This window comes from Burkholderia perseverans, assembly GCF_022870505.1.
GTDB classification, from domain to species: domain Bacteria; phylum Pseudomonadota; class Gammaproteobacteria; order Burkholderiales; family Burkholderiaceae; genus Burkholderia; species Burkholderia plantarii.
Genome location: NZ_CP045094.1, coordinates 3,298,271 through 3,313,988, shown reverse-complemented (window position 1 = coordinate 3,313,988; position 15,718 = coordinate 3,298,271). Strand labels below are relative to the sequence as shown.

General features: G+C 61.9%; 20 protein-coding genes. All 20 read left to right on the top strand.

The features are described 5' to 3' along the window. Positions 1-1,074 carry a helix-turn-helix domain-containing protein gene (locus BpN12_RS29255; protein WP_246795641.1) on the top strand — a complete coding sequence of 358 codons (1,074 nt, stop codon included), beginning with the start codon at positions 1-3 and terminating at the stop codon, positions 1,072-1,074. A gap of 91 nt (positions 1,075-1,165) precedes the next feature. Next, the gene (locus BpN12_RS29250; protein WP_246795640.1) at positions 1,166-1,495 is read left to right on the top strand and encodes a hypothetical protein; all 330 of its coding nucleotides are present in this window, start codon (positions 1,166-1,168) and stop codon (positions 1,493-1,495) included. Between the two features lie 134 nt (positions 1,496-1,629). Beyond that, a complete protein-coding gene (locus BpN12_RS29245; RefSeq protein ID WP_246795639.1) occupies positions 1,630-1,875 on the top strand; it encodes a hypothetical protein in 246 nt (81 codons plus the stop codon). Between the two features lie 214 nt (positions 1,876-2,089). Then, complete coding sequence (locus BpN12_RS29240) at positions 2,090-2,458, top strand: HNH endonuclease (RefSeq protein ID WP_246795638.1); 369 nt, start codon at positions 2,090-2,092, stop codon at positions 2,456-2,458. A gap of 278 nt (positions 2,459-2,736) precedes the next feature. Beyond that, positions 2,737-3,240 (top strand): P27 family phage terminase small subunit, encoded by a 504-nt coding sequence (locus BpN12_RS29235; protein WP_246795637.1) that lies wholly within the window; start codon positions 2,737-2,739, stop codon positions 3,238-3,240. 44 nt (positions 3,241-3,284) lie between these two features. Further along, positions 3,285-4,928, top strand: a complete 1,644-nt coding sequence (locus BpN12_RS29230; protein WP_246795636.1) for a terminase large subunit — start codon at positions 3,285-3,287, stop codon at positions 4,926-4,928. Further along, the gene (locus tag BpN12_RS29225; RefSeq protein WP_246795635.1) at positions 4,925-6,199 is read left to right on the top strand and encodes a phage portal protein; all 1,275 of its coding nucleotides are present in this window, start codon (positions 4,925-4,927) and stop codon (positions 6,197-6,199) included. The genes BpN12_RS29230 and BpN12_RS29225 overlap by 4 nt, the downstream gene beginning before the upstream one ends. Further along, a complete protein-coding gene (locus tag BpN12_RS29220; RefSeq protein ID WP_246795634.1) occupies positions 6,168-6,944 on the top strand; it encodes a head maturation protease, ClpP-related in 777 nt (258 codons plus the stop codon). The genes BpN12_RS29225 and BpN12_RS29220 overlap by 32 nt, the downstream gene beginning before the upstream one ends. Before the next feature lie 64 nt (positions 6,945-7,008). Then, positions 7,009-8,298 (top strand): phage major capsid protein, encoded by a 1,290-nt coding sequence (locus tag BpN12_RS29215; protein WP_246795633.1) that lies wholly within the window; start codon positions 7,009-7,011, stop codon positions 8,296-8,298. 30 nt (positions 8,299-8,328) lie between these two features. Then, positions 8,329-8,691 (top strand): hypothetical protein, encoded by a 363-nt coding sequence (locus BpN12_RS29210; RefSeq protein ID WP_246795632.1) that lies wholly within the window; start codon positions 8,329-8,331, stop codon positions 8,689-8,691. Between the two features lie 13 nt (positions 8,692-8,704). Then, positions 8,705-9,247, top strand: a complete 543-nt coding sequence (locus BpN12_RS29205) for a head-tail connector protein (protein WP_246795631.1) — start codon at positions 8,705-8,707, stop codon at positions 9,245-9,247. A 2-nt stretch (positions 9,248-9,249) separates the two neighbouring features. Continuing rightward, positions 9,250-9,582, top strand: a complete 333-nt coding sequence (locus BpN12_RS29200; RefSeq protein ID WP_246795630.1) for a phage head closure protein — start codon at positions 9,250-9,252, stop codon at positions 9,580-9,582. A 49-nt stretch (positions 9,583-9,631) separates the two neighbouring features. After that, positions 9,632-9,808 carry a hypothetical protein gene (locus BpN12_RS29195; RefSeq protein ID WP_246795629.1) on the top strand — a complete coding sequence of 59 codons (177 nt, stop codon included), beginning with the start codon at positions 9,632-9,634 and terminating at the stop codon, positions 9,806-9,808. Then, positions 9,805-10,320 (top strand): HK97 gp10 family phage protein, encoded by a 516-nt coding sequence (locus tag BpN12_RS29190; protein WP_246795628.1) that lies wholly within the window; start codon positions 9,805-9,807, stop codon positions 10,318-10,320. Before BpN12_RS29195 ends, BpN12_RS29190 begins: the two co-directional genes overlap by 4 nt. Continuing rightward, complete coding sequence (locus BpN12_RS29185; protein ID WP_246795627.1) at positions 10,310-10,687, top strand: DUF3168 domain-containing protein; 378 nt, start codon at positions 10,310-10,312, stop codon at positions 10,685-10,687. Before BpN12_RS29190 ends, BpN12_RS29185 begins: the two co-directional genes overlap by 11 nt. Positions 10,688-10,751: 64 nt before the next feature. Continuing rightward, the gene (locus BpN12_RS29180) at positions 10,752-11,228 is read left to right on the top strand and encodes a phage tail protein (protein WP_246795626.1); all 477 of its coding nucleotides are present in this window, start codon (positions 10,752-10,754) and stop codon (positions 11,226-11,228) included. A 2-nt stretch (positions 11,229-11,230) separates the two neighbouring features. Beyond that, positions 11,231-11,650, top strand: a complete 420-nt coding sequence (locus tag BpN12_RS29175) for a phage tail assembly chaperone (protein ID WP_246795625.1) — start codon at positions 11,231-11,233, stop codon at positions 11,648-11,650. Beyond that, positions 11,647-11,931 carry a phage tail assembly protein T gene (locus tag BpN12_RS33490; RefSeq protein ID WP_425306381.1) on the top strand — a complete coding sequence of 95 codons (285 nt, stop codon included), beginning with the start codon at positions 11,647-11,649 and terminating at the stop codon, positions 11,929-11,931. Before BpN12_RS29175 ends, BpN12_RS33490 begins: the two co-directional genes overlap by 4 nt. Then, the gene (locus tag BpN12_RS29165; protein WP_246795623.1) at positions 11,928-15,383 is read left to right on the top strand and encodes a phage tail length tape measure family protein; all 3,456 of its coding nucleotides are present in this window, start codon (positions 11,928-11,930) and stop codon (positions 15,381-15,383) included. The genes BpN12_RS33490 and BpN12_RS29165 overlap by 4 nt, the downstream gene beginning before the upstream one ends. Further along, the gene (locus BpN12_RS29160) at positions 15,380-15,718 is read left to right on the top strand and encodes a phage tail protein (RefSeq protein WP_246795622.1); all 339 of its coding nucleotides are present in this window, start codon (positions 15,380-15,382) and stop codon (positions 15,716-15,718) included. The genes BpN12_RS29165 and BpN12_RS29160 overlap by 4 nt, the downstream gene beginning before the upstream one ends.

The following is a 15,718-nucleotide window of genomic DNA, read 5'->3' as shown; positions in this document are numbered from 1 at the left end:
ATGGCAACTGTATCTCCTTTCTACACGTGGCGCCGCGCAATGATGTGCAGCGACCTGCCCGCGACGACGAAGTTAGTGCTGTTCGTCGTCGCGGAATACACGAACGGCGTGGATGAAACCTGCTGGCCGGCACTCGAAACGATCGCTGAAAAAGCGACGCTGTCCATTCGCGCGGTGACGAAGCATTTGTCGTTGGCCGGCGAACTCGGCTGGCTTACGCGATGGCGATCGCGCCGACCTGATCGCAAATGGGCACACGCACATTATCGGCTGTCGATCCCTGATCACGTCGCTCGGCATCAGCGCGACGTGATCGACCTCGACCTCGCAGCCGGCGACGTCGATGCCGGCAACCAGTCGTCGGCGCGTGGTGCCGAAGATGCTCGTGAATTGGGCACGTCGGCACCACGTGCCAGTGGTTCCGGGGAAGTTTCGGCACCAGGTGCCAGTAACTCGGGCCGACCGGTGGAACCACGTGCCAGCAACCCGCCCGTGCCGGCTGAAACCGACGAATCGGAAAAAAGTTCCTGGCACCACGTTCCAACTAACTACCCAGTAAACGGAGATACGAGTAAACCCACTCTCTCTCATACCAAGGTGGTTAGCACAGGCAGCGGCGTTCAGAGAGAAAAATCGAGCGAGGACGGGGTTCTGTTCGCGCGGTGGATGCTCGATCGTCTGCGTATCGATGACCCGGGCTGCCCGACGCCAGATCTCGCAGCTTGGGCGGCCGACGTAGACGCGATTGTCTGCGTTGACGGGCACACACTTCGGCAAGCTGCGGCGCTCGTCGGATACGCCATGGGCGACAAATTCTGGCTGCGGGTCATCACGTCGCCAGCGCGACTGCGCAAAAACTGGGACGAGCTGCGCCGCCGGCGGAATGCTTCGATCGAGGCAAAGGGCGCGTCGCCGCCTGCAGGCTCGTCGTCGGCGGCGGCCGGCGACGACATTCGCCAGTGCGCGCACGTTGCGGATGGATGCCGATGCATTGCTCACGCGACGGTGCTTATCGGCGCGGGGAAATCTCAGCGCGGCTACTGCCGCAACCATGTTTCGAAATATGAGGATTAACGGGGGATTTATGACGATCGAATCGAGGCTGGAAAATTGGGCGCGAGTGCAATCGAGCGTATGCAACGGCGGCACGGGCGGGAGCGGGTTGGTGTCAACCATCTACTTTCCCGCCGTGCGTGGGCAGTCGATCAACTCGACGTTGGACCTTGCGGATGCTGGTCGCCTTGAATTGGCTATGCGCTCGCTGATGCCACTCGATCGCGACCTGCTGAAGATGCACTACATCTGGCGCAAGCCGACGTTCCTCATTTGCCGCAAGCTCGGGTTGAGGGTTAGGCCGACGAGCGTTTTCGATCTCGCGATGGCACATGCGAAGCAGGCGCTCGGCGAGCGGTTGCGGGCGGCAGATCGCGAGTTCGTGTCGATGCGCGAGGTGATCGAGCGAATGGCGCGGGCGACGCTTGCGGATTCGGAGTAGCTCGATTACACTCGCTCCCACAATCTGATCCGGTTCATACCGAGTGCGCGCGACAGTGGTCGGGTCGCGGCACGTCCGGAGAAATCGAAGCCTCGATAGCGAAAGCGTCGGGGCTTTTTGCATTGGAGGCTCGGATGAGCGAAACGGCGAGTAATGTGCTTGCGCTCGCGGCGGTGAGAAAGGTTTTGCTCGATGGCGACACTGCGACCATAACGATCCGCGAGCGTGTGGCGATGGGCGTGGATCCGTGGATCGCCTATCGAAATTGGGACGAACATGCGGTGCGCTTGGCGTGCTGGCGCTCGGTTGTGAGATTGCTACCCGAGCATCTGCAGCAAGAGATCATCAAGGTCGGTCTCGCTGAGTTGGCCATTAGCTGAAAGCTTCGCGATGAGAAGCGATAAAAGTTTCGCGGTGTTGTGTTGAGTTGGATCGATCGTGCGACTTATCACGTTGTCGCCGGCGTTCGTGATCGTGTAATAGACGCGTCGGCCTACGTCTAGATTTTCTTCTTTGTGCGTCTTGATGCGCAAAATCTCATCGCGGTCCATGGCTGCCCCGGCTGTTCGTATCTGGAAAATCGAGAATCCTAGCATGCCGACGAAAGCCCCGACGCCGTGCCGCCATCACGGATGCAAACAACTGCTTGACGAGCCCGGCTACTGTGAGGCGCACAAGCGCGAATCAGTCGGCTGGCTCGATGATCGTCAGCGCGGCAACCGCCACCAGCGCGGCTATGGGACGCGGTGGGACAAACTACGAAAGCTGATCCTCGCGCGCGACAACGGCATGTGTCAGGCGTGCAAGCGCGACGGCCGGGTGCGGCCCGGCAACATGGTTGACCACAAGGTGAACAAAGCGGCGGGGGGCACCGATGATCCGGGAAATCTTGAGGCGATCTGTCGGGCCTGCCACGCATTGAAGACCGGACGCGAGTCGCACGGCATTTCGGGCGGCCGGTGAGCACGCCGCGTGCGCGGTCTGTCGCGCACCGGCACGTCGCGACGGCGGCTATGGTGGCCCGGCTGACCCGGGCGCGAGGCATCCCGGCGCGCGAGGTCGCGTCGGCCGGGCAGCCCCGGGGCCTCAAATGTTTGGACTGAATCGCATAGGACCGCCAGTTCAGGGCCAGTTTTATGGCGGCTGGTTTGGGGGTGGGGGGGGGTTAAGGAAGTCGCCCCATAGAGACGACAAAAGGCGTTAGGACTCCTTTTCAGTCAAATTTCTTCAGGGAACCTGCTATGGAGCCGAATGAAACGCCTGCGATGACGTCTGATCGAGCCGATCCGCCGAGCGGGTCGGCTCGGGCTGGAAAGCGGATCGAATCGCCGCCACCGCCACCGGGCGTTCACTTCGAATCGTCGCACCGCAAGGTGTGGGACTACCTGTGTCACGCGTTGCGCGAGGAAGGCGTGCCGCACCGAACCGCGGGCATCGTGCTAGCGATGGTGTGCATCGATTTCGTCCGTTGGGTGAAGGCTGAACTGCAGCTGCGCGATTTCGAGAAAATCAATCGAGGGTCGTTCATGACGACGACGCCGAACGGCCATGTCCAGCCGCACCAGCTGTATTACGCGGCCAAGGCACTGAAGGACGGATTGCTGAAATGTCTGCCCGAAGCTTGCCTGACGCTGCCGTCGATGCTGATCGCGAAATCGAAGATGGAGCCGGACGACCCCCAGGACGATTTGTTCGATCTGATGCTGGATCACGCTCAGTCGCATCCGAGTGCCTCGCACGTCTGACGCCTGCGTCGTTGGAGCGGTGGGACGTTGAATATGGAATTCCGATGTTGCGCGGCGAGATCGTGGCCGGGGAATTCGAATTCCTGGCGGTGCTTCGGCATTACGAGGATCTTGTCGACGCGTCAGCGCGGGGCTACGTATTTAGCGCCGCTCACGCCTGGCACTGCATTAACTGGATCGAGGGGCAGTTCCATCACATCAAGGGCAAGCTCGCACGGACGCCCTTGAAGCTCGACAACTGGCAGCTGTTTTACACAGCGGTGCTAATAGGATGGCGGAGAACTGGCTCACTGCTCCGGCGCTTTCGCACAAGCTATGAAGAAGTCGCGCGGAAGAACGGAAAATCCACGTGGAAAGCTGGCGTAGCGGACTATCTGTTCATGATGGACCGCGAAATCGGTGCCGAGGTGTATACGATCGCGACCACGCGTGAGCAGGCGATGAGCGTTTTCAGGCCGGCGCTCGAAAACTACAAGCGTCGGGTGAAGCGATCGCCGCGGTTCGCTCGCTCGATCAAGATTCACGACGGCGCAAACCAGGAAAAGATAGTTGCAGGCGGCGGTGTTTTTAAACCGTTGCCTGCGAACGCTGAATCCCTCGATGGCTTAAATCCGAGCGTGATCATGGTCGACGAGTTGCACGCGCATCGGACCCGTGACGTATGGGATGTCATGGAGTCTGCGCTTGGTGCTCGTGAGCAGCCGCTGATTGCCGCGATCACGACGGCCGGTTACATCCTCGACGGCATCTGTACCGAAATTCGCGGATACCTAGTATTGATTCTCCGTCGCGAGGTGGTGGACGACACTTTTTTTGGCGTGATCTTCACGCTCGACGACGGCGACGATCCGTTCGACCCGGCTGTTTGGCGCAAAGCGAATCCGAGCTTAGGTAGTGCGAAGACGCACGACTACATGATCGCTCAGGCCAACAAGGCGGCGACGCTGCCGAGCGCGAAAGCGAATTACCTCACTAAAGACCTAAACATCTGGGTCAATGGCGCAATGAGCTGGTTCGACATTCGGGTTTGGGATCAAGGTGGCGTAGCGTTTGATCCCCGGGAGCTGCGCGGCCGCCGTTGCTTCGGTGGCCTCGATTTGTCGAGCACACGCGACTTGACGTCGTTCGTGCTGGTGTTCCCGCCGGATGATTTCGACCAGGGCGAATGGTTCGTGCTGGCGTGGATCTTTTGCCCGCAGGCAAAGGTGGATGAGCAGTCGTATAGCGATGCTGCGCCGTATGCGAAATGGAAAGAGGCCGGTTGGCTGACCGTCACGGAAGGTAATGTTCTCGATTACGGGAAGGTGCGGACGACAATCAAGGCGGCGTGCAATGTGTTCGATGTCGAAGAGGTCGCATTTGATGTCTGGAACTCGACGCACTTGGCTAACGAACTGATGGACGAAAACGTTCCGATGGTGCAGCTGCCGCAGAATTTCGGTGGATTGTCGCCTGGTTCGAAGCTCCTTGAGCGTCTTGTGTATAGCGGCCAATTTCGGCACAACGCGAACCCGGTCTATAGATGGTGTGCAAGCAACGTGTCGCTTCTGCTCGACACGAACGAAAACATCCGGCCGAACAAGAAAACGTCTGAGGGTCGAATTGATCCGATCGTCGCCACTTGTATGGCGATGACGCGCGCTCTCGTTCATCAGCCGGACCCGAAGCCGGAAATTGTCGCGATATGAGCACTCCGAATAATGCAGGCTCGGCTATCCTCAACCGATGGCGAGCCGAGCGGGAGGCGAAACGTGCCGTCACTGCGTCCGCCGATAGCTATAAGTTGTCCGAAATGACAGTGGGGACGGATGGGTATCGAATCCTGACCGGCGGTGCGCCGGCAGCTAGGCCGGTTACCGAGCGTAGCGCGATGGCGATCGGCGCCGTCTATGCGTGCGTCAGTCTGATCGGCGGCGCTCTTGGTCAACTCATATTGCAGACGTACACGGTCGGAAGTAACCGATTGCTGGCTCCGGTGTATGGCGATGCATGGTACATGCTGAACGAAGCGATGCACCCGAGATGGAGCGCTGCAGTGGGATGGGATTTCAGTGCGCAGGCGCTCTTGTTGCACGGCAATTTCTACATTCGCATCCATCGGCCGAGCGTCTTTTCTTCGGCAATCGAATCGCTTGAGCCGCTTCACCCGCTGAGCGTGTCCCCGTTCCTCTACGAAGGGCGGCTCATTTACAACATCGTCAATATCGACGGCACGGCAGAGACCCTTGATCAGGACGACATGATTCACGTGCCGGGGCCAGGATTCGACGGTCTGCGCGGCATGTCTCAGATACGGCACGTACTTCGGCAGCCTGTAAGTACGGCGGCAGCGGCCGGGGCCGTGAGCGAAAACATGATGACCGAGGGGTTACGGCCGGACATCGTGCTATCGAGTGAGGGAAAGGTCGACAGGGATCAGATTTCGTCGTTGCGTGAGCAGTGGGTCGAACGCTATAGCGGCTTGGTGAACATGAACGCGCCGGTGGTGGTCGGTGGCGGCCTGAAGGTGGAGCAAATCAGCATGACGTCAGCGGACGCGCAACTGATCGAGCGCGAGAAATTGACTGTCGAAGACGTCGCGCGAATATTCGGCGTTCCGCCGTACATGATCGGCCAGCTCGAAAAGCAAACCAGCTTCGGGACCGGGCTCGAGCAGCTTGGCACCGCGTTCGTGCGTTACACGCTCGGTCGACATATGACGAAGATCGAGCAGGAGTTCAATCGCAAGACGGCTGTTCGCGGGAAAACGCGGTTTGAATATGACGCATCGGCCCTGGAGCGTGGCGATACAAAAACGCGCTATGACGGGAACAGTACAGCGATCGGGAGAGCTGGCGCGCCGGGCTGGATGACGCCGAATGAGGTTCGTCATGCCGAAAACCTGCCTCCGCTCGATGGCGGTGATCAACTTTACAACGGGGCTGGCTATGGCAAATCTGCTGCTGAGACTGCTGAATGACAACCGAAGCGCGCCGCGGAAATTCGAGGTCACGAATACCGGCGGAGACGAGGCGACGATCTACCTGTATGACGTGATCACGCCTGACGATTCTTGGGGCGGCGTTTCGGCCGCAACGTTCGTGCAGCAGCTGGCTTCGATATCCGCCTCGACGATCCATCTGCGCATCAACTCGCCTGGTGGAGACGTATTTGAAGCCTTGGCGATGGCGCAGGCGATTCGCGAGCATCCGGCGACGGTGATCGGTCACGTGGACGGCTACGCGGCGAGCGCGGCAACATTTCCTGCCATCGCGTGCGACAACGTCGTCATGGCCGAGGGCTCGATGTTCATGATCCATCGTGCGTCGTGCCTCGCATGGGGGACTGGCGCCGACCTTCGGTCGACGGCCGATCTGCTCGACAAAATCGATCAAACGATCGTCACGATGTACGCAAAGAAGACGGGGCAAGGCGATGACGACATTACTGCGTGGATGGTTGCTGAAACATGGTTTACCGCAGAGCAGGCCGTCGAACTCGGCTTCGCTGACGGAATGGCGGCGGATGGCGGAGTGGAAAACCGGGGCGGTTGGAATTTATCGGCATACGCGAATCATCCGTCGAATCGCGCCGAGCCGCCGCCGAAGCCTCAACCGCCGGAGCCGGCGCCGGAGCCGGCGCCGGAACAGATCGCGGAAACGAATCGCACGGTAGTGGATACGTCGGGACTCCGTCGACGTCTCGCACTCTCCGCCTACATCTGACGCTTCCCGCGTCTCCATCAAGGCCGCCCGTGTGGGCGGCTTTTTCATTTCCTCAAGGAACCGTATGGCTATCAATCTCAAGGAATTGCGGGAGCGTCGCGACGCGACCGCCAAGAACCTGTCGGCGCTGCTCGATAACAACACCGGCGACAAGTGGGGCGCCGAGCAACAGAAGACCTACGACGACGGGATGTCGGAGATCGAGCGCATCAGCGCGGAGATCAAGCGCCACGAGGCGCTGATTGCGCAGGTGGCGGCGAATGCGCTGAACGGCGATACGGCCGAGTATGCGGGCCAGCACGTGAGGCACGGCGGCGAGAGCGAGGAATCGCGGGCGCTGCGTGCCTTCATGGCCGGCGGCCTGTCCGCGCTCGCGCCGGAAGACATGCAGCGCATGCGTGCGCGGCAGACCGGCGACATTCAGAACGTGATGCGCCTCACGCCGCAGAATGCAATGTCGACTTCGACCGGCGTCGAAGGCGGTTACACGGTCGCGACCGAATACTACAACCAGCTCACCCAGGCGCTGAAAGCCTACGGCGGCATCTTGGGTGTCGCTACGGCATTCTCGACCGGTACCGGAGCGCCCCTGCTGTTCCCGGCGGCCGACGCCACCAGCGAAGAGGGCGAGATCGTCGGGCAGAACGCGCCGGTTTCGTTGGGGGAGACGCAATTTCTGCAGCCGCTGGGTATCTCGGTCTACAAATATTCCTCGAAGAAGATCGCGGTGCCGTTCGAGCTGCTGCAAGACAGCATGTTCGATATCGAGGGGTATATCAACGGCCTGTTGACTCTGCGGATCGCGCGCATCTCGTCGAGGCACTACACGGTCGGTAGCGGTGTCGATCAGCCGAACGGCGCTGTCACCGCCGCGTCCGTAGGCAAGGTGGGGGCCGCCGGATCGAACGCTTCGGTTGGCTACGACGATTTCGTCGACCTGGAACACAGCGTCGACCCCGTGTATCGCTCCGGTCCGGCCGTGGGGTGGATGATGCATGACGACTCGGTCAAGATCGTGCGGAAGATCAAAGACGATCAAGGGCGACCGATCTTCGTTCCCGGTTACGAGCAGGGTAATCCGGGCGGCGCTCCCGACCGACTGCTGAACCGGGCTTTGACGATTTCGCAGGAGATGCCGACGATGGCGGCCGGAGCGAAGTCGATTCTGTTCGGGGATATGTCGAAATACATGATCCGCCGCGTCATGGACCTGACGATGTTCCGAATGGCGGATTCGAATTTCATCATGAACGGTCAAATCGGCTTCGTCGCGTTCAACCGCCAGGGCGGCAACCTGATCGACGTCGGCGGTGCCGTGAAGGCGTACCAAAACGGCGCAGCCGCCGCTCAGTAATTCGGGTAACTTAAATTCAAGGGGAAAAAAATGGACCCGAATGGATTATTGGGCGACGTGCCGGAGCGGCAGGCCGCCCCCGAAAAGAAATCGTCGTCGGCCGGGCCGGCTTCGAAGAAAGCGGCAGGCGGCGAGCCGGTGCCGGCCGCCCCGAATTCGTCGAACGTCGCACCTCTGATCGAGGTGTCGCCCGACGCGGAGCCGGGATCGTGTGTTGTCGATGCCGGCTCTGGCGACGATGTAACTGTGCTCGTGCTCGTGAAATGCGAGTTCGGCCGACCGAATGACGTCGTCATTCTCGACGCTCGCGACGTCCAGATCGCGAAGCGCGCGGGTAAGGTGTGCGATCACGAAAATTCGATCGCCGCTGCTCGCACGCTTTCGCGGAAGTAGGGAGGGCGCCTCAATGTTGATTCGCGTGACTGTACCGCCGACTGCTGAAGCACTATCGCTTGATGAGGTGCGCCCGCACCTTCGAGTAGATGCCGACGATGACAACGACAAGTTGATCACGCGCGCCATCGTCGCCGCACGGCAGCGAGTCGAGCGAGAGATCGGCCGGCCGCTGTTGCCGCAAACGTGCTCGAAGCAGTTCGAATCGTTCGCGCGCCGAATGCCGCTGTGGGAAGACGTCACAAGGATCGTGTCAGTTTCCTACGTGTCCGAGTCGGGTGAAACGGATTCGCTCGCTGCCGCGCAGTTCTACGTTACCGGCGGTCGCACCTTGAACGTGGTTGGCGATTTGCCGGCAGCGCGTGGTGTGATTGTCGAGTTTGAATGCGGCGCTTTCGATCAGGGCTCGGTGCCGGAGTCGGTCCAGCAATGGATGCTGCTGCAGATCGGCGCGATGGATGTCAATCGGGCGGCAGTCGAAAGCATCCAGACGTATGAGCTGCCCGATCGATGGACGGACGGCTTGATCGACGGATTTCGTGTGTACACGGTGTAGCCATGGCGCTCCGCATCGGAAATTTCAATCGCCGCGTCTCGTTGCAGGAGCCTCAAGTAACGCGCGATTCGGCGGGACAGGAGATATCGACGTGGGTCGAGATCGGCAGGCCCTGGGTTGACATCCGCTCGCTCAGCGGACGCGAATACGCGACGTCGAGCACCGTCGTCAGCGCTGCGACCGCGAGCATTCGATTTCGATATCGCACGGACCTCACGGCTCGCATGCGCGTAGTCGCGGGCGGGATTATTTACAACGTGCTGGCGGTTCTGCCTGATGAGCGGGGACGGGAATACGTCGACATCGCGTGCAATACGGGAGTGAATGATGGCTGAGGTTTCGTGCGTCATGGGTGGGAACGGGAAGAAGCTAGTGGATCTGCTGATGACGATCTTTCCCGAGATCCGCAACGCCGTCCGTGTCGAGCTGCGGATCGCTGTCGACGAGCCAATCATGCTCACGATCGAGCGTGCCGCAGTCGTCGCGGATGCAATCGACGAGTGCGGCGAAGCGGCGGCCGGGCTCGTGAGAGCGTTCGTGCTGCACGAGGCTGGCGCGTGACCGGCTCGGCGAAGACGTCTGGTTTCGCCGAGTTCGCTTCGCTACTCGAGTCGATTCCCCGCGATATCGGCGAGAGCGATCTGCGTTCCGTCGCGGTCGCCGGCGGTACGGTCCTGCGCGATGAGGCCGTCGAGCGTGCGCCCGCCGGCGACACCGGCAACCTGAAGCGGGCACTGTATCTGAAGTTCATCGAAGAGCGCTCGACGGCCACAAGCAAGGTGTACTACGTCAGCATTCGGCGTGGGAAGAAGCCTAAGAAAGGCGAGGAGCCGGTGGACGCGGCGTATTACGGGCAGATGGTTGAATTTGGCCATTGGTACGTGCCGCCGAAGCCGAAGGGCGTTCGATGGGCGGCGCACCGGAAGGCGCATATCGGCAAGAAATGGGTGCCCGCCAAGCCGTTCTTGCGGCCCGCATACGAAGCAAAGCGAACCGCGGCCGTCGACGCGATGCGCGAGCGACTGAAACAGCGGCTCCTGGAAAAATTCAAGGGGATTGGGAATGGTGGTTGAGGCGATTTTCGCCGCGCTGCAGGGGCTCGTCGACGGCCGCGTCTATCCCGACGCGGCACCCGAAGGCACTGCACGGCCATTCATCACGTATCAGGGCGCTGGCGGCCGGTCCTTGTCCACGCTCGCGGGGCCAGCTGCGGAGCGTAACGCTCGCGTGCAGCTGAACGTGTGGGACGCGACGCGACTGGGCGCTGACACTGTGATGGAGCAGGCCCGCACGGCGATGTGCGATCGGTCCGACTCGTTGAAATCGTTGCGCGCTCAACCGCTCGGTGAGCCGACCGGCATGCATGAAGACGATACCGACTGGTACGGGGCGCGCTGCGATTTCTCGATCTGGTTCACGTTGACACCGGGTGGCAGCTAGGCACTCGTCGAAAGTTACTTTTTTGCGGCTCGCATTGTGCGGGCCGTTTTTTTTGGAGGCGGCTATGGCCGATAGCGCAACAAAAGCGCAGTACACCCCGGTTCTCGGGATGCAGCTGCAAGTCTCGACGACGTCTTCGACGGATCCGACTGACGCAACGCTGGTCTTTGCGGACCTCGCGGTGACGATCAAACAGCCGCAGTACCAAGGCGCAGCGTCGGCAAAGATCGACGTGACGACGATCGCGTCCGAAGCGAAAGAATACGCGCTCGGTCTGAGTGACCCCGGCACGTTCGCGATGTCCGGAAACTGGAAGTCGACGGACCCGGCACAGATGGCGCTGCTCGCGGCGCATGCGGACAAGAAGCCGCGCGTTGTCAAAGCAACTTTTCCGGACAACAGCGCTTTCTCGTTCGTCGGCCTCGTCGACCAGTTCACCTGGTCGGCGGACCCGGACAACGTCGTGACGGCGACGTTCAACATGCAAGTCACCGGCACCGTCGCCGTCGCGCAGCCGCCCGCGCAACAAGGAGGGAACTGAACATGACGACGCAAGATATCCGCGCAGCGCTGCTGCAACCGCTCGCCGGCTTTCGTCAGGAACCCGCGACGCTCGCGGGGCAGGCGGTCATCGTGCGCGAGCCGAGCGCGGGTGACTGGCAGTTCTATCGCGACACCACGCGCGAGTGGGCGGGGCTGGCAGCCGATGCGTCGACCGAGGCGGCGACCGAAGCGCTCAAGGGCGTGCCGGGCGTCGACGCCGCTCTGTTCGTGCGCGTCATCGTCGATTCCGCCGGCGAACGTGTGTTCCAGGACGACGATGCGATCGTGCTGCGCGATCAGTTCGGGCCCGAGTTCACGCGGCTCGTCGCGCGATCGGTCGCGCTCGCCGGCCTCGGCTCGCCGACGCCCGTGGCTGACGCAAAAAACGTCTCGCCCGAGACGCTGGCCGGCGCTTCCTGATAGCGCTGGCGCTGCGGCTCGGGCGAACGCCGGGCGAGCTGGAGCGCACGCTTACGGCTCGCGAATTCGTTGAACTGCAGGCGTACGACGAGGGCTCGCCGATCGACGATCGACGCGCGGATTTCCACGCCGCAATGATCGCGTCGGCGGTGTACCGCGCGGCCGGCGCAGCGCGTGCGACGGTCGCCGACTGCATGCCGACCTGGGGATTTGCGGAAGATCAGCCGGCTGATGGCACCGCGACGTTCAAGGCATTTTTGCAATCGCAGGTAGAAAAATGAGCGACGAGGTCGGGAAAGCTGTACTGAGCGTCGAAGCGAATATTGATTCGCTCGACGCGACCCTGCGCACCGGCGCGGATCGCGTCCGGCAGTTCGAACAGACCGCGAAGGGTTCTGCCGGTGCAGCGGCAGATTCGATCTCGTCGATCGGCGCCTCGGCGGCAGACACGGCAGACAAGGTCGGCGTTGCGGGGCAACGGTTGTTGGCTTCTTTGCAGCGTCAAGTTGTGCTTGCAACGGACGGCAAAGTCGCTTGGGCGGAGTATCGAGCCGCGCAACTCGGCGTGGGCGACGCGGCTGCGCCGCTGATTGCGCAGCTGCGCGCGGCGGAAGCTGCTGCGGCAGCGCAAGCTTCGGCGTTCGGCGTGGCGTCGACCGCCTCGGTGCAGTTCAGCGAGTCCGAAGATCAAGCGGCGGCACGCATCAAAGCCATGGTCGCGGCGTCGCTTGAGCAAGTCAACGCGCTGAATGCAGTAGCAGACTCTGCGGATCGTGCTGCGTCGAGCGTCGGGGCCGTGGGCGTGCGGCCGCAGGCGCCGGCCGCCGCGTCGGCGGCACGGTACGTTCCAGCGGCCGTGCCGGCTGCTGCTGCCGTTGCGGCCGCCGCCAGCGGCAAGTCGGCGCCGGCGGCCGGCGTGGCGGCGGCCGTCGACGCAGTGGACGTCTCGGGCGTGCTCAATCAGCTCGACCCGCTCACGAAGAAACTCGGGGATCTCGACGCGGCCGAGGGTGAGTTGCGGGCCGCGTTCAAGGGCGGCTCCGTCGACGCGGACACTTTTGGCGTCGCGTTGCAGCGCATCGGCGCACAGCGCGACGCGATCGGCAAGCTGCAAGACGCAGCAGAGAAAAGCACGTCAGCGCTGTCGCATCTGAGCACCGGTGGCGCTGGTGCCGCTCGGGAACTGTTGGTGCTCGGCCGCGAAGCCGCGAGCGGCAATTTCTCGCGCTTCGGCAGTTCGCTGACGATTCTCGCGCAGCAGACGGGGCTTGTCGCGCTGGCGCTGTCGCCGATCGGCGCGGCGATCGTGGCCGTCGTCGCCGCGGTCGGCATCGCGGGCGCGGCATTCGTGTCGTACGAGTCGAAAGTCAGCGCGGCGAATACCGCGATCATCGCCTCCGGCAACTACGCGGGGGTGACTGCGGGCTCGCTGCTGCAAATGGCCGATCAGATCGGCACAGCGTCAGGCCGTGTTGGTGACGCGGCGAAAGTATTGACGGTCCTCGTCTCGTCGAGCGGGGTGTCGAGCGGCGCACTTGCCGATCTCGGTGCCGCAGCGGTCGACATGTCCCAGGTGACGGGGACGAGCGCCGACAAGATGGCGGACTACTTCGCGCAGATTGGCGAAGGCGCGAAGAAGTTTGCGGGCGACACGATCGAGAAATACGGCTTGATTAGTGAAGCCGTGTACGAGCGCATCGCGGATCTTGAAAAGCAGGGTGAAGAGGAACGCGCGCAGGACGTGCTTGCCGAGGCGCTGAAAGATGCCGCTGCGAAGCGGCTCGCCGAACTGAAAAGCAGCATCAACACAGTTCAAAGCGCCTGGGAAGCCGCGGGCAAGGCGGCGATCGGCGCGGGTCAGGCGTTCACGAACGCGCTCTCCGGTGCGACGGGAACGCTGACGCCCGAACAAGAACTCGCTGAGCGGAAAAAGCTGCGCGCGGGTGACCTTGACTCGACGAATTTCGGCATCAGCTTTCACGACTCGTTCAGTGGCACGAGCAACGATTCGCGTATTGCCGAGCTTGAAGCCGAAGCGGCGGCACGCGCGAAGGTCGCGGCAGCCGAGGCGGCGCAGGCAGCGGCCGCGAAAGACGGAAAAGCCGCGTACGACGCGTTGACGAAAGTTGTGCAAGCTGCGGAATCGCCGGCCGCGAAGCTGCTCGACACGCAACAAGAAATCATCAACAACTGGTTCAAGCTGCAAGCGAGCAATCCGAGCAGCGATTTCCTGAAGGCGCACCCGCTGCAAAGTCTGCTGGACGGCGCGACAGCGAGCGCGCATTCGGTTGGCAAGGCAGCGCCAAACAACACAAACAACGTCATCAACGGCCAGCTGAAGGCGCTGGACGATCAGAGCAAGGCCGCGCAAGACAGTCTCAAAACCGCGCTGGATCATCTCTCGAGTCTGCGTTCGCAGGGGCTGATTTCTCTGCAAGCGGATCTTCAGCAAGCGCACGATCTGCGGCAAGCATCGTTGCAAGATCAACTGGCGATCGCGCAAAAGGCTGAAGACGTCGCTGCGGGGAAAAAGCAACTTTCCGCGCTTCAAAAGTACCGCGACGAAGAAAAGAAGATCCGCCAACAAATGGTCGACAACGACCAGAAGACGGCCGACGACATCGCGGCGGCGTACGCGAAGCAACAAGCCGCCGTGAAGGCATACAGCGACGCTCTGCAGGTGCAGCTACAAACGCAGCAGAACGCCGTCGACATTCGCGTCAACGCCGTGTCGCAGGGCTCGAATCAAACCGAGCTGAGCAACCAGATCAACGGGATTCAGCAGCAGTACGCGGATCGCGCGCGGCAGCTCGCGCAGCAGTTCGGCAAGCCGGATGGGATCAGCGCGGATCAGTACGCCGCCGAACTGGCCGCGTTGCAAAAGTGGCAGTCGTCGGCGATCGGCATCGTCAACAACGGCTACGACGCGATGACGAAAGCCCAGGGGAACTGGGCGAATGGCGCGAACAAGGCTTTTCAGGATTACGAGACGAACGCGGCCGATGTCGCGGCGCAGGCTTCGAAAGCATTCACGGACGCGTTTCAGGGAATCGAAGACGCGCTAGTCAACTTCGCGGCGACGGGCCGGCTCAGTTTCACGTCGTTCGCGAACAGCATCATTTCCGACATCGTGCGCATCGAAGTGAAGGCTGCGGAATCGCGCTTGCTTGGTGCGGGCGGTGGGCTCGGCGGTCTTCTATCTCAGCTGATTTCGGGTGTGGGCGGCACGTCGGCGGCGGCGCTCGGTGGTCTCGGTGGCGATTTGTCGAGCGGTATCGCGGGCGCAAGCGGTTATGCGGGCAGTGTCACTCCGTACGTGTTCCATCTCGCAACCGGCGGCCCGGTGTTCGGCCCCGGTACTTCGACATCCGATTCGATTCCCGCGATGTTGTCTGACGGAGAGGGCGTGATCAATGCGAAGGGTATGGAGTCGATCGGTGGTGCCGCCGGGTTGTACGAGATCAACAGCGGCCGGTGGGCGGCCGGCGCTCGTCACTTCGCAACCGGCGGGGCAGTGGGCTCGGTGCCGAGCGTGATGCCGATGACCGGTGGAGGGGATACGAACGTCTCGGTCTCGGTCAACGCCGGCGGAAACGGCGGGGCTTCGTTCGACCAAGCCGACGCTGCATGGTTGCGGACACAGGTTGCCGCGCTCGTTGACAGCCGCTTGAGTCAGAAGATGAAAGGGCAGGGCGGGTATGCGTGGCAGATAAAAAACGGGAGCGTTAAATGACCGATGTATTTACGTGGTTCCCGACGGTCGCGAACACGTCAGGTACGACGACACTGAAGACGCGCAAGGCGCAATTCGGGGACGGCTACACGCAGAGCGTGGCGGATGGCCTCAATAGCGCGTCGTCGAGCTTCAGTCTCCAGTTCATCAACGACGCGGTGACGATCGGCGCGATCATGGCGTTCCTGCGCGCACATTGCGGCGTCTCGTTTCAATGGACCCCGCTGCTGTGGACGGCGCCCGGCTTGTTCACATGTGAGACGTTTTCCGAGCCTGTGCGTGATGGTGACGTGTACACGATCACTGCGACGTTCAATCAAACCTTCGCTCCGTAA

Bases quoted from the DNA above. Each gene is read 5' to 3' on its own strand.
- BpN12_RS29230 (WP_246795636.1), top strand. From the start codon at position 3,285: ATGTTGCGCGGCGAGATCGTGGCCGGGGAATTCGAATTCCTGGCGGTG.
- BpN12_RS29195 (WP_246795629.1), top strand. From the start codon at position 9,632: ATGACGATCTTTCCCGAGATCCGCAACGCCGTCCGTGTCGAGCTGCGG.
- BpN12_RS29210 (WP_246795632.1), top strand. From the start codon at position 8,329: ATGGACCCGAATGGATTATTGGGCGACGTGCCGGAGCGGCAGGCCGCC.
- BpN12_RS29175 (WP_246795625.1), top strand. From the start codon at position 11,231: ATGACGACGCAAGATATCCGCGCAGCGCTGCTGCAACCGCTCGCCGGC.
- BpN12_RS29215 (WP_246795633.1), top strand. From the start codon at position 7,009: ATGGCTATCAATCTCAAGGAATTGCGGGAGCGTCGCGACGCGACCGCC.
- BpN12_RS29180 (WP_246795626.1), top strand. From the start codon at position 10,752: ATGGCCGATAGCGCAACAAAAGCGCAGTACACCCCGGTTCTCGGGATG.
- BpN12_RS29255 (WP_246795641.1), top strand. From the start codon at position 1: ATGGCAACTGTATCTCCTTTCTACACGTGGCGCCGCGCAATGATGTGC.
- BpN12_RS29240 (WP_246795638.1), top strand. From the start codon at position 2,090: ATGCCGACGAAAGCCCCGACGCCGTGCCGCCATCACGGATGCAAACAA.
- BpN12_RS29200 (WP_246795630.1), top strand. From the start codon at position 9,250: ATGGCGCTCCGCATCGGAAATTTCAATCGCCGCGTCTCGTTGCAGGAG.
- BpN12_RS29225 (WP_246795635.1), top strand. From the start codon at position 4,925: ATGAGCACTCCGAATAATGCAGGCTCGGCTATCCTCAACCGATGGCGA.
- BpN12_RS29165 (WP_246795623.1), top strand. From the start codon at position 11,928: ATGAGCGACGAGGTCGGGAAAGCTGTACTGAGCGTCGAAGCGAATATT.
- BpN12_RS29160 (WP_246795622.1), top strand. From the start codon at position 15,380: ATGACCGATGTATTTACGTGGTTCCCGACGGTCGCGAACACGTCAGGT.
- BpN12_RS29235 (WP_246795637.1), top strand. From the start codon at position 2,737: ATGGAGCCGAATGAAACGCCTGCGATGACGTCTGATCGAGCCGATCCG.
- BpN12_RS29205 (WP_246795631.1), top strand. From the start codon at position 8,705: ATGTTGATTCGCGTGACTGTACCGCCGACTGCTGAAGCACTATCGCTT.
- BpN12_RS29245 (WP_246795639.1), top strand. From the start codon at position 1,630: ATGAGCGAAACGGCGAGTAATGTGCTTGCGCTCGCGGCGGTGAGAAAG.
- BpN12_RS29220 (WP_246795634.1), top strand. From the start codon at position 6,168: ATGGCAAATCTGCTGCTGAGACTGCTGAATGACAACCGAAGCGCGCCG.
- BpN12_RS29185 (WP_246795627.1), top strand. From the start codon at position 10,310: ATGGTGGTTGAGGCGATTTTCGCCGCGCTGCAGGGGCTCGTCGACGGC.